Origin of the sequence: Sulfurovum sp. (assembly GCF_041562805.1) — a bacterium.
In the GTDB taxonomy this organism is placed as follows: Bacteria; Campylobacterota; Campylobacteria; order Campylobacterales; family Sulfurovaceae; genus Sulfurovum.
Genome location: NZ_JBFFOH010000051.1, coordinates 1 through 15,554, shown reverse-complemented (window position 1 = coordinate 15,554; position 15,554 = coordinate 1). Strand labels below are relative to the sequence as shown.

Here is a 15,554-nt window from a genome sequence, read left to right as displayed (position 1 = left end):
GTGATTTCACTGGTTGTGGGAACAAATATATTACTTGGATAGACAAATTAAATTTACAGGAGAAACATATGTGTACAGACTGCGGATGTAGTATAACAGATAGTGCTATGGCACAAAGACACGAACATAGTCATGATGAGGAGCACTCTCATGACCATCAAACGGCTCATGAACACTTACATCATAATCCACAACTTAATGATGCAAAGACGATTTCAGTTATTCAAAAAATCTTAGATAAAAATGACCAAGAGGCAGATCATAATCGAAGTCACTTTGATAGTAAGGGAATTTTAGGAATTAACCTAATGAGTAGTCCAGGTAGTGGAAAAACCACTTTGTTAGAATATATGGCTGATGTGGCCGAGTTTAAATTTGGTGTGGTTGAAGGTGATCTTGAGACCACTAGAGATGCAGACAGACTCAAAGCTAAAGGTATTCCTGCAATGCAAATACAAACAGGAAGTGCTTGTCACCTTGATGCCTTTATGGTTCACAAAGGGTTGCATGACATGCCACTAGATGACATGGATGTATGTTTTGTAGAAAATGTAGGGAATTTAGTTTGTCCTGCCTCTTATGATGTAGGGACACACTTGAACATCGTCTTGGTTTCTATCCCAGAGGGTGAAGATAAGATAGCCAAATATCCTGTAATGTTCAGACAAGCAGACCTTATACTCATCACTAAAACAGACTTACTTCCACACTTTAAGTATGACATTGAAGCAGAAAAAGTAGAAGCTAGACGTATCAAGCCCAATGTGGACATACTTGAAGTCAATGTGAACGATATAGATTCAGTCAAAGCAGTTGCTGACTGGATAGAGTTTAAACGTAAAATGAGGGGTTAATATGTGTTTGTCTATTCCAAGTAAAGTAGTGAGAATTTCAGATGATAAAACTATGTGTACCGTGGACACCATGGGTGTACAGCGTGATGCTAATCTCATGATGATGGGTGATGATGATATACAGTTGGGTGACTATGTACTCCTTCATATTGGCTTTGTGATGAATAAAATAGATGAAGAAGAAGCAATGGTTTCCATAAACACTTATAAAGAGATACTTGAACTCATGGACGAAGACGAACGGAAAAGGGCTATTTTAGAAGACGATGAGTGTCCCAATAGGGGGCAGTAATGTCATTGGAACTTAAAAATCTGTATGATGATTTTCGTGATGGAGAGACTATTAAGGCTTATTCTAAAATAATTGCTGAAGATGCCAAAAAATTAAAAAATCCTATCAACATTATGGAAGTGTGTGGTGGGCATACGCATACTATAATGAAGTATGGATTGCCTCAACTCATGCCTGATAATGTTAACTTTATTCATGGTCCTGGCTGTCCTGTGTGCATTATGCCTAAAGAACGAATTGACCATGCGTATGTCTTAGCTATGCAACCAGATGTTATCTTAGTCACTCTTGGTGATATGATAAAAGTTCCTGGCAGTAATGGAAGTTTACAAGATGCTAGAGCCAAAGGTGCAGATGTACGTTTTGTCTATTCTCCTATGGAATGTTTGAAGATCGCAGCAGAGAATCCAGAAAAAAAAGTTATCTTTTTTGCCATAGGTTTTGAAACAACTACCCCAATGACGGCTGTACTAGTGGAGCAAGTTATTAAGCAAAAAATACCCAATATCTTCTTTCATATCAACCATGTAACAGTACCTGAAGTAATGGTAGAACTCATAGATAGTCGTGATGTACATGTCGATAGTTATAATAATAGGATAGATGCATTTTTAGGACCTAGCCATGTAAGTGTGATAAGTGGTTCAAAAATATATGATAAGTTTCCACAAGATTATGGTCGTCCTGTAGTGGTTTCCGGGTTTGAACCTGTTGATGCAATGCAAGGTATTAGCATGATAGTGAAACAATTCATAGAAGATCGCTGTGAATTAGAAATACAATACAAAAGAGTTGTAAATCATGAAGGAAATTTGAATGCTCAAAAACTTATAGATACCTACTTTGAAAAAATGGATCTATTTAGATGGAGAGGACTTGGAAATGTACCTGACAGTGGACTCAAACTCAAAGAAGAGTTTGCATCTTTGGATGCAGAAGTTATATACAAGGATATACTCCCTATTGCTGAGATAGAAGACCATAAACTTTGTATTTGTGGCGATATATTGAGAGGTATGGCGAAACCACCTGAGTGTACTATATTTGGTACGGCTTGTAAGCCTACGACACCGATTGGAAGTTGTATGGTTAGTAGCGAGGGTGCATGTGCAGCTTATTATAAATATGGAAACCTAATATGACAAAAACAGTAACTATTGCCCATGGAAATGGAGGGGAAGAGAACAATGAGCTTATCAAAAAAATATTTTATAAGCACTTTGAAAATGATATCTTAGCTAAGAGTGAAGATGCAGCTGTTATAGAAGATGGTAAACTTGCTTTTACGACAGACAGTTTTACCGTTAGTCCTCTATTTTTCCCTGGTGGAGATATAGGAAAACTGGCTGTATGTGGTACTTGTAATGACCTCGCAATGATGGGTGCAAAACCTAAATATATGACTTGTTCTGTCATTATAGAAGAAGGTTTTTCTACACGTGAATTGGAGAAGATCGTACGAAGCATGAAAGTAGAGCTGGAGATCAATGGCGCCATGGTCGTAAGCGGTGATACGAAAGTAGTACCCAGAGGAAGTGTAGATAAACTCTTTATCAATACTACGGGTATAGGTGTCATAGAACAAAAAGGCATAAGTGCCTCTGCATTAGCAGAAGGTATGAGTATTTTAGTAAGCCGTGATGTTGGAACACATGGAGCAACTATATTTGCAGCACGTGAAGGGATTGAACTTGAAAGTTCACTAAAGACGGATTGTGCTTCATTGTATCCCCAGGTTAAAGCCTTAATGGATGCTAATATAAACATCGTAGCATTGCGTGATGCTACACGTGGGGGTGTTTCGGCTGTACTCAATGAATGGGCAAAAAGTTCAGATGTATGCGTTGAAATAGAAGAAGAGACCATCCCTGTGCAAGAAGAGGTCAAAGGTATCTGTGAAATGCTCGGATTTGAAGCTGTAGACCTTGCCAATGAAGGAACTTTTGTTTTAGCCGTGCTTAAAGAAGATGAAGCTAAGGCATTAGATGTGTTACAAAAAACACATGTAACATCAGCCATCATTGGTAAAGTAACAGGATTACATAAAAGCAAGGTACTACTTAACTCTTCATGGGGAACAAAGAGGTTTTTAGATTTGCCAACGGGTGAGTTATTACCTCGTATTTGTTAAAGGATTTAGATGAAAATACTTCTTCTTTGCACCGCTTTTAACTCCCAAACACAAGCAGTTTATACTGTTTTAGAAGATCGAGGACATGAAGTTTCTGTAGCATATGCTATAAGTGAAGGACAGATGTTAACAGAAATAGAAGATTTTGAACCACAACTCATTTTATGTCCGTTTTTAAAGCGCTATTTGCCTGAGAGTATTTATGAAAACTATCCTACTTACATTTTCCATCCTGGACCTATAGGTGACAGAGGACCCAATGCTTTGGAGTATGCACTTCAAAACCATACCAAAAAGTGGGGAGTTGTTATACTCAAAGCAAATGAACTTTATGATGGTGGTGATATCTATGCACAGCAGACTTTCAAAGTACGAAAGACATATAAAGCATCACTCTATCGCCAAGAGATAGTAAATGCAACGCTACAAGCTCTTGAACAGTTTTTTATTAATTTAAAAAATGATGAGGCAACACCACAACTTTTAAATCCTATACATGAACAGTTTACCCAAGCTAATAGAAGGATCGAATGGTTAAAAGATGACACTGAAACTATTATAAATAAAATATATCTTTCCGATAGCTTTCCTGGTGTACTTGATGAAATATTGGGTGTATCATGTTATCTTTTTGGTGTACATAGAGAAGAAAAATTTAGAGGATTGCCCAAAGAGATACTTGCTAAACGTGATGGGGCTATCTGTCTAGGAACCATAGATGGAGCGGTTTGGATAACACATCTTAAGGAAGTAGGGGGATTTAAACTTCCTGCAACTTATGTCTTCAAAGAAAAATTAATAGGTATTAAAGAGGAACGTTTACCTCTTCTTTTTGACAAGAGTTATGACACTTTTTATGAAGTAAGTGTAGAGAAAAAAGATAATGTAGCATATCTCTGTTTTAACTTTCATAATGGAGCCATGAGTGCCGAACAGTGTATTCGATTGAAGTATGCAGTAGAGTATTTGAAAAGAGAGTGTGAAGTATTGGTGCTGGTTGGAGGGATGGATTTTTTCTCGAACGGCATACATTTAAACATACTGGAAGACAGTGCAAAACAAGGTGAAGATGGGTGGGCAAATATTAATGCTATGAATGATTTAGTTCGTTCCATACTTTATGCAGATGAAGTGGTTACCGTAGCCTCTTTTGGACGTAATGCAGGAGCAGGTGGTGTCTTTATGGGACTGGCATGTGATTATGTAGTAGGGAAGGAAGGTGTAGTGCTAAACCCTCACTATAAAACACTAGGTCTTAGTGGAAGTGAATATCATACATATAGCTTACCTAAGCGTGTAGGAAAAGAGATAGCAGAGATTTTACTTGATGAGTGTTTACCTCTTTCTGTGGAGAAAGCGCAGGCATTGGGAATGGTAGATGAAGTGTATGCTGAGGATACGTACTACGAAGAGTTGCATAACTTCGCGAAAAGCACGTACAATGATGATTTTATCTGGGAGAAACAGGGCTATATAGATGATCATAAAGAACAAATAGAAGCACTTAAAGAGAAAGAGCTTGAAGTCATGCATCCAGAGTTTTGGAGTAAAGAGAGTGATTTTCATACTTTACGTCAAGAATTTGTTTATAAGATATGTCCAAGTGAAACGCCAGAAAGATTGAAATTAAAATTAATCAAGGAAAGAATCTATGCATGAATACAGTGTAGTACAAGCACTTTTAAACCAGTGTGAAGAGGTTGCAGAGCAAAACAATGCAAAAATGGTCACAAAAGTCATTACCAAAATAGGTGTGATGAGTGGCATAGAGACGCATCTCTTGCAAACAGCGTTTGATACCTTTAAAGAAGGGACCATTTGTGATGGAGCGGAGTTTGTCATTCATAAACAGAAGCTGAAATTACAGTGCAAAGAGTGTCAGGAAGAGTTTGAGGTAGATGAAGTGCGGTATTATTGCATTCATTGTGAGAGCTTGAAAGTCAAAGTACTTGACGGGGAAGATATGTATCTCATGAGCCTTGAGATGAATTAAGAAAAGCATTAGTAACTGCTAAAGTAAACTCAGTGTCAGCATAGGTAGCTATTTTGACTTTGTGTAAATTGTATTATATATTAAAAATTAAGGAGTGTTAAATGCAAGAATATTGGGAATTATATATGAAAAACCTAGAGGGAAAACCTGCGTCTATACAGTTTAATGCAGGGATTTCTATGGATCTGGAGGAGTTTCAATACACATATCCGATTGTAGCGTTTGTAAAAGCAAAACTCAAAGAACCAAGTGAACATGGCTTGCTTGGTGAACACGAAGAGCCAGAGATACTTTTCATGGAAGATAAGTTAGAAGCCTCACTTATTAAATTTCGTATTGGAAAATATGTAGGACGTGTGATTAGTGATGGATATGTTACTTTTTTATTTTATGTTCAGTTTACCTATAATTGGCAAGATTTTATAGAGTTTGCATTAGAAGAATTTGAAAGTTATAAAATAAGTAATGGACATCAAGAAGATGGAGAGTGGAATTACTATAAAAAACTACTTTATCCCACAGCAAAAGAGTGGCAATTGATCCAAAATCATAAAGTATGTGATGAGCTTAAAGAGAAAGAAGACAATTTATATCTTGCACGTGCCATAGAGCATAAACTGTTTTTCTCAAATGGCGATGAGAAAAAAGATGAGTTAGTATCAAAACTTAATGAAAAAGGTTTCAAAATCCAATTAGAGATAGAAAATGAAGAGGGAGTTAAAGGTTTTAAATTCTACCGCTTAGATAAACCCTTCTACCACGATATTGATAAACTTACTTTATATCTTATAGATATGCTAGAAGAATATGGCGCAAGTTATGATGGTTGGGAGACTAGTATAGTTAAATCATAACACCCGATGGGTCTTTAGCACGATTAATGATTTCGTCTAAGGTAGTGAGGGTTTCTTTTTCTTTATGAGTAATACCATGTTTTTCAAGATACTGTAATGCAACACCAACATAGTCAACAAAAGCCTCTACAATAGTATCACTCAATGCAATGTCAAATGTTACTTCAAAAGGGATGATACCTAGTACCAAGGCTTTTGGTATAGGCTTTCCCTGAAGCTCTAACATATCTAAACACTGTAAAACACCTATCTCATGAGCACCACCACTATTGAGCCCATGCCCACTAAGCTCTTCCGAAGGTATGGCATAGATAGAAGCAGGTTTATCCTCTAATCCAATACTATCTAGGATAAGTATATGATCATTTTCCATAAAGATATTCAACAAATGAATACCCTCTACGCCACCATTAATGATTTGTATCTCTTTTGAAAATCTATAATTTTCATTCAAATAAGTAGCAGCGTAAACCCCTAATCCATCATCTTTTTGTAGTACATTTCCAATACCTAATATTACCATCTTTATCCATTCTATTTTGTTGTTAGATTATAACTTAGGTTTATTAAATAGAAGAGTTACATAAATAGTTAAACTCTACAGTAGATGTGGCCAAAATAATTGTGCAACAGACACGATAAGTATAATCCCCAAAATATTGAACACAATACCGTATGTCGCCATAGTTTTGACAGAAACAACCCCTGAACTCATTGCTATAGCATTAGGTGGGGTAGCGATAGGTAGCATGAAGGCATACGAAGCACAGATCGTTGCAACCATCATGATGAGTGTTGCATCGATACCGGTTTGTTCCGCCACCTTGTAGAGTATAGGAAGCATGATCGATATCAGTGCTGTATTACTGGTGATCTCTGTAGTGAAGGTGACCATCGTAGCAATAATAAGCAAAAAAAGAACAGTTGGCATGGTAGCAAGAGTGACCAGATGTGAAGCGATCTCAGCGGCCATCCCAGTCTTTGTAACTGCAGCTGCTATTGCAAATCCTGCACCAAAAAGAAACATGATCCGGTAGGGGATATTGTTTTTATCTTCCATCCAATTCAATATAGAAAAAGGCGGAGAAAAAAGAAGAAGGCCTGCTGTGAGTAATATGCCGGGTTCACTAAGTCCCAGTCCATTATAATATGGTTTGATAGGAGCATTCACCAAAAGTATCACTATCAATCCAGATATAACATAAAGTACTTTTTTTTGATTGCTATCAAGAGGTTTTTTACTCAGATCAGTTTCGATGTGATGATCTTTTAGTCCTATACTCAGTATAAAACCCACAACAGCAAACATAACGAGTACGAGAGGTGTCACCATATACATCCACTGTGCAAAAGGGATAGCCTCCATACCCATCTCATCCATAATACCCATGAGTATAAGATTTGGCGGTGTCCCTATAGGTGTCAAAATACCCCCGATACTTGCTCCATAAGCGATACCCAAAGCCAGACGCATTTTAAGTTTTACTTCCTCTGTCAAGAACAGTGCAATTGGCAGTAAAAGGAGGGTAGTAGTGGTATTGGAAAGAACAGAACTCAAAAGCCCAGAAGTAATGATCAATGCAAAAATGATACCACGTGTACTGCTTGGAAAAAGGTTCAGCATTTTATTGGCTATGATTTTATGTAGGCCTGTTTTCTCTACGGCAATAGCGATCAGAAAACCACCTAAAAAGAGGTAGATTATGGGATTAGCGTAGTTAATAGTAGTCTCTTTTGTTGTCAAAACCCCAGCTGCAGGAAAAAGAATGATGGGAAGTAGTGACACAACAGCCAATGGTAAACCTTCATTGGTCCAAAGTGTAACCATCAGTACAATGGTTGCTACCATTAGTGATTGCGGTAGTGTGAAAAATGCTATCATTATGCCAAATGCGATCACACCAAACAATAGTGCCATCAATATCTTTCTTGTCTGTTCAGCTATTGGCATTGAATTTCCCTTGATTTGTCTGTTCTTTTATTTATTGTGCCTCAAAAAACTTAAGGGTAGTCATAATATAAATGATTCATATTCTTAACTACAAATGAGAAGGCACCATGTTAACATCATGCAACAAATAATAACAGATCTAAGATCCTTTGCACAGTTATTGCACACTTAAATTTTATACTTTAAATATTAAAATCTTAAATAAAGGATAGATCATGGGTTATGTAGAACATAGTTTGGGTGTTGGGTTTTTCGTGTGGTGTAGTATGATCGTGTTAGGTTTTATTCTCTTTTATTTTTTAAGAAGCTCTTCTAAAAATGTAGAAGAGCAGTCTTCTGTACAGGATATACTTGATAAACGTTATGCAAATGGTGAGATAAATAGACAAGCATACGAAGATAAGTCTAAGGCGCTAAGAAGAATTGCGTAAAAGGTAATTTAGAACATTATGCCCCTTTAAATATGGGATAATTCTACCCACATAACAGCTATGTTTAATACTGTTTTGTAGTTGTATGACAAATTTTGACATTTTATCTGTATACTTTCTCCATTAAATTACAAAAGGGATAAAATGAAAAAAATATTACTTGCAGGAATACTTCTATTAGGCATGACTGCATTTGCAAATGCAGAGTCTGATGATGAATTTGATGATGAGTTTAGTGAAGAGTCGAATCCAATGGAGATCATTCAAGACTTTATAGATGATTGTAATAATGCAGGAGACTATTACGGATGTTTTTCTGTAGCGATAAAATACGAAAAAGGGGAAGTACTTGAGAAGAGTATCCCTAAAGCGATTGAGTACTATGGTAAAGCATGTAAACTTGGTTCTGAAGAAGGATGCAAGATGGCTGAGAAGCTAAAGGCAAAATAATTTATTCCCTAAATAGGGGATTTATAAGATAAAAATTTAGAGTCTGTCAGAAGAGGAGAAAATATCATCCACTTCGATAGACTAAACTCAATTCTCACATTACAATCTCTTCAATATCATGATTAATAAATTTATAGGAATACATTAATATTATATGTGTATACTACAAGTGTTATTTTTTAAAAGCTACACTTGTCGTAAGGCAGGGCCAGAAAGCCATGGATCTTCGATGCTATAACTCTATAGTAGATGAAAAGATTGCCAGGTTACACAATCAATACAACAATAGCTATTCATATGGCATAATGGTTGATGCGTATTCCTTGATTATATTTTATCTTGTCCAAACTACACATATATCAACTATCTTGCCCTATGAGCAGCTATAATACAAGTAATAACTAATAGAACTTAATAGTAAAGTTATAAATACAATACTTCATTTAACGCATCATACAAACCACGTTTATACTCTGTGTCATCAAGACAAGAATGAAGCTCTAATTGCTTAGTCACTTGCTCCTTGAACTGTTCTTGTATCTTCTGTTCTTCCTGCAGATAGTGATAAGTAAGCTCTCCCAAATATTCTAATGCTGTTAGCCTACCTTCTCTATATTTATCATTTATTTGCAGTGTCGTTGTATTGAACTTATAAAGTGTTAGCTCATTAGAACAATGCTTACTTATTTTTTCAAGTACTTCTTTGGATGTAGGTTTCATAGTTGTATAGTGACAGAATAATATGGAGTAGGGCAAAAGTATGACAGATTGTAATAGAAATTAAATATTTGTATCAATATGTCTCAAATTCTCATAAAATAATATCTAGCCATTTAATTTTATTTATTATTCTCAAAGTCAATAAAAAACTGTTATAATCATTTATGATAAAACTTATTTTTTTATTATTATCTATCTCTTATGGTTACAGTGCCAATTGGTTGATGATACAAGGTACGCAAAAGGCAACTACTAAAGATCATAATTTATGGGGTTTTGGACAATTAAAATATACCCATAACAGAGGCGATATCTATGAAATAAATGGGATGAATAAAACTCCTTTTTCATTGAATAAACCTGATCTGCAAGATCAAGAAACATTCATACTCTCACGTTTAAGAGCAGGGTTGAGAGGAAGATTTGATGATGAAAATAAAATAAACTATTTTATACTTACAGAATTTGGTGAAAATGGAATAACCAATCCTGGAGGGTATCGACAACATAGTTATTTAACGGATCTATCGGTCACATTGAGATACCTGCCTATTAATATTAGAGTCGGACAGTACAAATACCCTGGTAGTGAAGAAGGGTTGATGGCAAGGTTTGCCTCTCCTTTTATACAATTTACAACCGTCAGTGATCAACTTATGCTGGAAAGATACATCTCTGCGAAATCTGTAAATGACACTACATATCTTGGTACACCGTCACACTCAGTGGGGGCATATAGAGATAGTGGTATAAAACTTTTTCAACAAATCAACCTTAACCAGACAAGCTCAATAACCTATGCATATATGTATGGACTTGGTGCAGGTATACAGATGGATAATGTGAATGATTCTCATCCCACACACTATCTTTATATGGCATATGAAAAAATACTTGGAGATATAAAAGGTTATAATACTGAGTCTTTAAAACTTTATGGATGCTATCAAAAGGGAAAAAGAAAACTTTTGGATGAGCTGTATGACAGAACAAGATATGGGATAGGTTTAACATATTATGATGGATTATTAAGAGTTGAAGGTGAATATTTATGGGGGAAAGGTATGATATTTACTGGTGCAAAAGACACTAGTCCTATTCCTTCAAATAACGTCTGGCAATTTGAAATAGAGGCTGACAAGAACAATAAGGCTGATGGTTATTATATTTCTACAACTTATAAATTAAAACCTAATATAGAAGCTATTGCCAGATATGATGAGTATCATAGAATGCAAAATGTAAGTGTAAAGGAAAGAACGATTAAAAATACTACTATTGGATTTTCATATAAATTTGAAGGTGTGAACAGGATTGATCTTAATTACACTTTTGCACAAACTGACGCGCCATATAATAGTACGGCACAATCAATATTAGATAATGCCGGAGATATCGCAAGAATTCAATTGACATGGGTATACAGATGACTTTTTTTCAACCAAGTATAAAAAATATAGTATTGGCAACTTTGCTACTTATTAACTTTGTCTTTATAAGTCATAATCTTCTTAATATCCGTACTCAAGCACTTATCAAAGAGAAGTACACTGATACTGCCAGCGAGATCCTATCCACAACACATTCATATATTGAAGCAAAAAAAGAGTCAATTTTATTTATCGGGCTTTCCTTAGCTAACGATCCAAGATTTATAGATGCTATTGAATCATCAGGTAAAACAAACTTCATGCTGGATAGATTTTCAGAGAACTTACGTCTTAACACCAATTATAAAAATGTATGGATCCAGGTCTCTGATAGTAAAGGCATAAGTCGATATAGAAGTTGGACAGACAAACATGGCGATGATCTAACTAAAGTGCGTAAGGATATTGTTCAAATGATTCGTGATCCAAAAATAAGGTCAACCATAAGTACCGGTCTTTATGATATAGCTTTTAAAGCTATGGTTCCAATCTTTAAAGATGACAAATTTATGGGTACCATTGAAGTTATTTCAAAATTTAACTCAATTTCCAATCAACTATTAAACAAAGGATTTGAACTTGTATTACTTGTTGATGAAGATTATAAAGATCAGATCAAAAAACCTTTTACAAAAATGTTTTTGAATGATTATTATATCGCAAATTTAAATGCTTCAGAATCAAATCGAAACTATATTAAGAACTTTGGTATTGAAAAGCTAATTCATGACAATAACGCATATATCATAGACCACAAAAACAATACATTTATCACTAAATATATACAAAGAGATGTAAATGGAAACAATATGGGATATTTTATTTTATTCCATCCTTTAGATAAGATTGATTTAGAACACATCTTCTTTTTTCATAATGCAATTCTGCTTTTTATTTCTTTACTTATTATTGGTATATATTTAGTCTTGCAATTGATTGGCTCAAAACATAATAAAGAAAAAGCTGATTTGAAAAATCAGCTTTTGTCCAAAGAGGTTGAAGAGAAAAATATTGAATTAGAAGAACAACATGACTTTTTACAAAATGTGATCAATGGGATAGATCAATCTGTAATGGTTATCGATAAAGAATATAATATTTTATTGGCAAATGATGCAGCTAAACGGTTGAGTGATAAAGATATGAGACAAGATCTATCCCAATCCAAATGTTATGAATTGTTACATCATAAAGATCATCCATGTGACAGTGACCTAGATTGTCCACTCATAGATACTTTTAATGAACAAAAAAGTCTTCAAAGAATTCACAGGCATATCACACCATCAGGAGAGGAACAATTTGTTGAATTAACCACTACACCACTCTACAATAAAGATCATGTAATGTATGCAATCGTAGAATTGGGTCACAATATTACAGAGCATTTAAAAACACAAAAAGTGCTTGAAGAACAAAAAGATGCGCTTGATTATCAGGCACATTATGATGCTTTGACCTCACTTCCAAATAGAGTATTGTTTATAGATAGATTAAAGCATTCAATGGAGATTGCTAAACGTGATAACAATCAAGTTGCGTTAATTTTTATTGATTTGGATCATTTTAAAGAGATCAATGACTCTATAGGCCATCATGCAGGGGATTATATTCTCAAAGAGTGTGCAAAAAGATTAGAAAGTATGCTAAGAAAAATTGATACTGTATCAAGATTCGGTGGTGATGAATTTACAATTATTCTAGAAAAAATTAACAATGAAAATGAGATTGTGGATATAGTACTACTCATCATCGATAAACTACAAGAACCTTATATCTATGAACATAGAAAATTGTACTGTGGTGCCAGTATCGGTATTAGTGTCTATCCTGAAAATGGGAATACTCATCAAGTGTTATTAAAAAATGCAGATGCTGCTATGTACAAAGCAAAAGAAAATGGTAGAAGTACATACAGTTTTTATACAAAAGCCATGACAAAAAAAGCGCATGAAAGAGTTCTCCTGGAAACGAAACTCAGAGAAGCAATTAAAAATGATGCATTTACTATACATTATCAGCCCTTAATGAATATAAACACACATAAAGTTATAGGGTATGAGGCATTGCTTCGATGGATAGATCTAGATGGGACAGTCATATACCCGGTTGATTTTATATCGATTGTTGAACAGTCAGGGCTCATCATAGATATTGGAAAAGTAATATTAGAAAGTGTGTTTTTCCAAGCAGTCTCATGGAAAAAAATGAATATAGATTATGAAAAGATATCAATTAATATTTCAGCAAAACAGCTAAAAGATCCTGAGTTTTTACCTTCTATTGAAGAACTATTGCAACATACTAAATGTGACCCTCATTGGATTGAGTTTGAGATAGTTGAAAGTTTTATTATAGGCGATATAGTTGAAGCGATAAAGGTATTGGAAAAGATCAATAAGCTAGGTATAAACATCAGTCTGGATGATTTTGGTACAGGTTATTCATCATTGTCATATCTCAAAAAACTCCCGATAAACAAGCTGAAAATAGATAAATCTTTTATAGATGATATACCTTTTGATGAAAGTGATAAGATAATTACAAAAACCATCATTAATCTTGCAAACGATATGAATATAGAAGTGCTGGCAGAAGGTGTAGAAACAGTAGAACAAGAAAAATTTTTAATAAAAAATGGGTGTAGTTTAGCACAAGGATACCTGTATGATAAAGCATTATCCGTTGATGATATAAATAAAAAACATGCTGCTGGTATTAATATTTAGCATAATGCAAATACTATATGTTACACAAGCATTTTCTTTATTTTAAATTAGGTTAAATCCCATTTTTTGGAAGAACTTTTTACTTCTTGTAGTATGAATACTTTCCACTTTACCCGTACATTCTTTACATATTTTTGTAATTCTACTCCTTCTATATATAGAGTATCCAATAGGAATAAGTATTGATAGGAAAAATGTCAAGCCTGAAAATATTATACTTATACAATAAAGTAGTAACTCAATCCGGAGTGTACCTGATAACTTATTTTAGATCCATGCATTATATTTGAATTATTAAATGATGATAAGGTCATATTCCAAATCTTTTTTTTCTTAAAATGACCACTTTAGGCTGAGTAGGGTAGTTAGTTCTATTTTGAGGATTTTCTATTTCTCACTAATGTCCATTTTTCTTCATTTCAGCATACTTATCACAAGCCTTTATATCCTTTTTAACATCACCAAATCCAACAGTAGTCAGTAGCATTACAGCCAGTAGTATCTTTTTCATCATGTCATCCTTCATATATAGTTAGCATATAGCAAATAACCTTTGGGCTGAATATCATCAAAATATATTTAGCTATATCAATTTATTAGTACTAATAAGTGCTTCTTTAATGTATTATGTTAGGGAAATTCGTATCATGCAAAAGATGATTATATTGAAATGTCATATTAAAAAAATAAAATTATCAAATATGCTCTTACTGTGTATAATGTATTGAAATATAATAGACGTAAAGAAAACAAAGTAGGAAACACAATGAAAGAAATTATAGTAAAAGATGTTGACGGAGAAGAAGCCATAATAAATATACATGATATTGCGTCAATGGAAGTTGTATCAAAAGTTAACCCTGTTGAAATATATGGAGTGAAGATAAATCTTAAGAATGGTTTCTCTTCTCTTCAAATGTATCATGATGAACCCGAAAAATATATTGAAGAACATTTTATAAAATAAAACTCAACTCTCAGAGATCTTTTAATCACCATGAGAATGATTACTTTAGGGGTAGAGGGTGGTAAATAATCTATATATTACCAATTTTAGCCAACAAATATATACTGAGGCTTTTTTATCATTAAGAACAGAGTATCGCTGTAAGAGAAGCAATTGTAATATTTGTGCCTATCAAAAGCAACACAAAGAGTTTATTCTCTTTGTACCAATTACTACTATCTTTCAACATTCTTTTCATTTCTCAGCTCCCCAACTCTGAATTAGTATAATGTATCATTATCGGTGTCACATCTATGTCACATTGAAAAAAATTTGTTGCCATGATGTTATACTTTAGTGTTATAGTTGCATAATGAGTGGCAGTTATTCTCTCCTAGTAGCGTAAGGCCACATGTTATATTTTGTACATAACTCATTTTATCTCCAACACAGGATATACTACCTTTGTCCTGTGTTACGAAATAGGGTATCCTCTTAAATAATCATGAATAACATGTATTTTGTATATAGACTAGCAATATGTATATAACATTATCTACGCTGATATGTACTTGGAGTATTTTACTGTTTGAGTTGTTTGAAAAAATGTGTATTTTGTAGGGTATGTTCTGTTGGTTGCGGAAAAAGGATTTGAACCTTTGACCTTTGGGTTATGAGCCCAACGAGCTACCGGACTGCTCTATTCCGCGACATTTATTGTAGTTAATTTTGTGCTTAAAAAAGGATTCAGATTAGTGAATAAAATTCGAAGT

15 protein-coding genes, 1 tRNA gene and 1 riboswitch are annotated in these 15,554 nt (G+C 34.3%); of the genes, 12 read left to right on the top strand and 4 right to left on the bottom strand.

Translation table 11 applies throughout. The features are described from left to right. Positions 1-68: 68 nt before the first annotated feature. The 7 genes from hypB (at position 69) to ABYK33_RS07870 (ending at position 6,124) form a co-directional block, all read left to right on the top strand. The gene (hypB, locus tag ABYK33_RS07900) at positions 69-854 is read left to right on the top strand and encodes a hydrogenase nickel incorporation protein HypB (protein WP_373032543.1); all 786 of its coding nucleotides are present in this window, start codon (positions 69-71) and stop codon (positions 852-854) included. 1 nt (position 855) lies between these two features. After that, positions 856-1,146: a HypC/HybG/HupF family hydrogenase formation chaperone gene (locus ABYK33_RS07895; RefSeq protein ID WP_373032542.1), complete on the top strand. Its 291-nt coding sequence runs from the start codon at positions 856-858 to the stop codon at positions 1,144-1,146. Further along, the gene (gene hypD, locus ABYK33_RS07890) at positions 1,146-2,288 is read left to right on the top strand and encodes a hydrogenase formation protein HypD (RefSeq protein WP_373032541.1); all 1,143 of its coding nucleotides are present in this window, start codon (positions 1,146-1,148) and stop codon (positions 2,286-2,288) included. The genes ABYK33_RS07895 and hypD overlap by 1 nt, the downstream gene beginning before the upstream one ends. Further along, positions 2,285-3,277 (top strand): hydrogenase expression/formation protein HypE, encoded by a 993-nt coding sequence (gene hypE / locus ABYK33_RS07885; RefSeq protein ID WP_373032539.1) that lies wholly within the window; start codon positions 2,285-2,287, stop codon positions 3,275-3,277. Before hypD ends, hypE begins: the two co-directional genes overlap by 4 nt. A gap of 9 nt (positions 3,278-3,286) precedes the next feature. Beyond that, complete coding sequence (locus ABYK33_RS07880) at positions 3,287-4,936, top strand: hydrogenase maturation protein (RefSeq protein WP_373032538.1); 1,650 nt, start codon at positions 3,287-3,289, stop codon at positions 4,934-4,936. Continuing rightward, positions 4,929-5,270: a hydrogenase maturation nickel metallochaperone HypA gene (hypA, locus tag ABYK33_RS07875; protein WP_373032536.1), complete on the top strand. Its 342-nt coding sequence runs from the start codon at positions 4,929-4,931 to the stop codon at positions 5,268-5,270. Before ABYK33_RS07880 ends, hypA begins: the two co-directional genes overlap by 8 nt. Before the next feature lie 101 nt (positions 5,271-5,371). Continuing rightward, positions 5,372-6,124, top strand: a complete 753-nt coding sequence (locus tag ABYK33_RS07870) for a DUF695 domain-containing protein (protein ID WP_373032535.1) — start codon at positions 5,372-5,374, stop codon at positions 6,122-6,124. On the opposite strand, the gene ABYK33_RS07865 is transcribed toward ABYK33_RS07870, so the two are convergent. Together ABYK33_RS07865 and ABYK33_RS07860 are read right to left on the bottom strand one after the other, a co-directional pair. Next, complete coding sequence (locus ABYK33_RS07865) at positions 6,114-6,647, bottom strand: HyaD/HybD family hydrogenase maturation endopeptidase (protein ID WP_373032533.1); 534 nt, start codon at positions 6,645-6,647, stop codon at positions 6,114-6,116. The genes ABYK33_RS07870 and ABYK33_RS07865 overlap by 11 nt on opposite strands. Before the next feature lie 75 nt (positions 6,648-6,722). Continuing rightward, positions 6,723-8,075 (bottom strand): DASS family sodium-coupled anion symporter, encoded by a 1,353-nt coding sequence (locus ABYK33_RS07860; protein WP_373032532.1) that lies wholly within the window; start codon positions 8,073-8,075, stop codon positions 6,723-6,725. A 215-nt stretch (positions 8,076-8,290) separates the two neighbouring features. Here ABYK33_RS07860 and ABYK33_RS07855 point away from each other — a divergent pair, with 215 nt between their 5' ends. Both ABYK33_RS07855 and ABYK33_RS07850 read left to right on the top strand, forming a co-directional pair. Next, positions 8,291-8,506, top strand: a complete 216-nt coding sequence (locus ABYK33_RS07855) for a hypothetical protein (RefSeq protein WP_373032531.1) — start codon at positions 8,291-8,293, stop codon at positions 8,504-8,506. Positions 8,507-8,650: 144 nt separating this feature from the next. Continuing rightward, on the top strand, positions 8,651-8,956 hold the full coding sequence (locus tag ABYK33_RS07850) for a hypothetical protein (RefSeq protein WP_373032530.1): 306 nt from the start codon (positions 8,651-8,653) through the stop codon (positions 8,954-8,956). A gap of 175 nt (positions 8,957-9,131) precedes the next feature. Beyond that, positions 9,132-9,230, top strand: a riboswitch (cyclic di-GMP riboswitch). Between the two features lie 149 nt (positions 9,231-9,379). On the opposite strand, the gene ABYK33_RS07845 is transcribed toward ABYK33_RS07850, so the two are convergent. Further along, positions 9,380-9,676 carry a hypothetical protein gene (locus ABYK33_RS07845; RefSeq protein WP_373032529.1) on the bottom strand — a complete coding sequence of 99 codons (297 nt, stop codon included), beginning with the start codon at positions 9,674-9,676 and terminating at the stop codon, positions 9,380-9,382. 164 nt (positions 9,677-9,840) lie between these two features. On the opposite strand from ABYK33_RS07845, the gene ABYK33_RS07840 reads away from it, so the two are divergent. The 3 genes from ABYK33_RS07840 to ABYK33_RS07830 all read left to right on the top strand — a co-directional run bounded on the left by ABYK33_RS07840 (position 9,841) and on the right by ABYK33_RS07830 (position 14,802). Next, positions 9,841-11,106 carry a hypothetical protein gene (locus tag ABYK33_RS07840; protein ID WP_373032528.1) on the top strand — a complete coding sequence of 422 codons (1,266 nt, stop codon included), beginning with the start codon at positions 9,841-9,843 and terminating at the stop codon, positions 11,104-11,106. Continuing rightward, positions 11,103-13,835, top strand: a complete 2,733-nt coding sequence (locus ABYK33_RS07835; protein ID WP_373032526.1) for an EAL domain-containing protein — start codon at positions 11,103-11,105, stop codon at positions 13,833-13,835. The genes ABYK33_RS07840 and ABYK33_RS07835 overlap by 4 nt, the downstream gene beginning before the upstream one ends. 766 nt (positions 13,836-14,601) lie before the next feature. Beyond that, positions 14,602-14,802: a hypothetical protein gene (locus ABYK33_RS07830; protein WP_373032525.1), complete on the top strand. Its 201-nt coding sequence runs from the start codon at positions 14,602-14,604 to the stop codon at positions 14,800-14,802. 612 nt (positions 14,803-15,414) lie between these two features. Here ABYK33_RS07830 and ABYK33_RS07825 read toward each other — a convergent pair. Then, positions 15,415-15,491: transfer RNA gene (locus ABYK33_RS07825), tRNA-Met, on the bottom strand. Positions 15,492-15,554: the final 63 nt, after the last annotated feature.

Coding starts and splice junctions, on each gene's coding strand:
- hypA (WP_373032536.1), top strand. CDS start 4,929: ATGCATGAATACAGTGTAGTACAAGCACTTTTAAACCAGTGTGAAGAG.
- ABYK33_RS07895 (WP_373032542.1), top strand. CDS start 856: ATGTGTTTGTCTATTCCAAGTAAAGTAGTGAGAATTTCAGATGATAAA.
- hypB (WP_373032543.1), top strand. CDS start 69: ATGTGTACAGACTGCGGATGTAGTATAACAGATAGTGCTATGGCACAA.
- hypD (WP_373032541.1), top strand. CDS start 1,146: ATGTCATTGGAACTTAAAAATCTGTATGATGATTTTCGTGATGGAGAG.
- ABYK33_RS07865 (WP_373032533.1), bottom strand. CDS start 6,647: ATGGTAATATTAGGTATTGGAAATGTACTACAAAAAGATGATGGATTA.
- ABYK33_RS07840 (WP_373032528.1), top strand. CDS start 9,841: ATGATAAAACTTATTTTTTTATTATTATCTATCTCTTATGGTTACAGT.
- ABYK33_RS07850 (WP_373032530.1), top strand. CDS start 8,651: ATGAAAAAAATATTACTTGCAGGAATACTTCTATTAGGCATGACTGCA.
- ABYK33_RS07830 (WP_373032525.1), top strand. CDS start 14,602: ATGAAAGAAATTATAGTAAAAGATGTTGACGGAGAAGAAGCCATAATA.
- ABYK33_RS07860 (WP_373032532.1), bottom strand. CDS start 8,075: ATGCCAATAGCTGAACAGACAAGAAAGATATTGATGGCACTATTGTTT.
- hypE (WP_373032539.1), top strand. CDS start 2,285: ATGACAAAAACAGTAACTATTGCCCATGGAAATGGAGGGGAAGAGAAC.
- ABYK33_RS07845 (WP_373032529.1), bottom strand. CDS start 9,676: ATGAAACCTACATCCAAAGAAGTACTTGAAAAAATAAGTAAGCATTGT.
- ABYK33_RS07835 (WP_373032526.1), top strand. CDS start 11,103: ATGACTTTTTTTCAACCAAGTATAAAAAATATAGTATTGGCAACTTTG.
- ABYK33_RS07870 (WP_373032535.1), top strand. CDS start 5,372: ATGCAAGAATATTGGGAATTATATATGAAAAACCTAGAGGGAAAACCT.
- ABYK33_RS07855 (WP_373032531.1), top strand. CDS start 8,291: ATGGGTTATGTAGAACATAGTTTGGGTGTTGGGTTTTTCGTGTGGTGT.
- ABYK33_RS07880 (WP_373032538.1), top strand. CDS start 3,287: ATGAAAATACTTCTTCTTTGCACCGCTTTTAACTCCCAAACACAAGCA.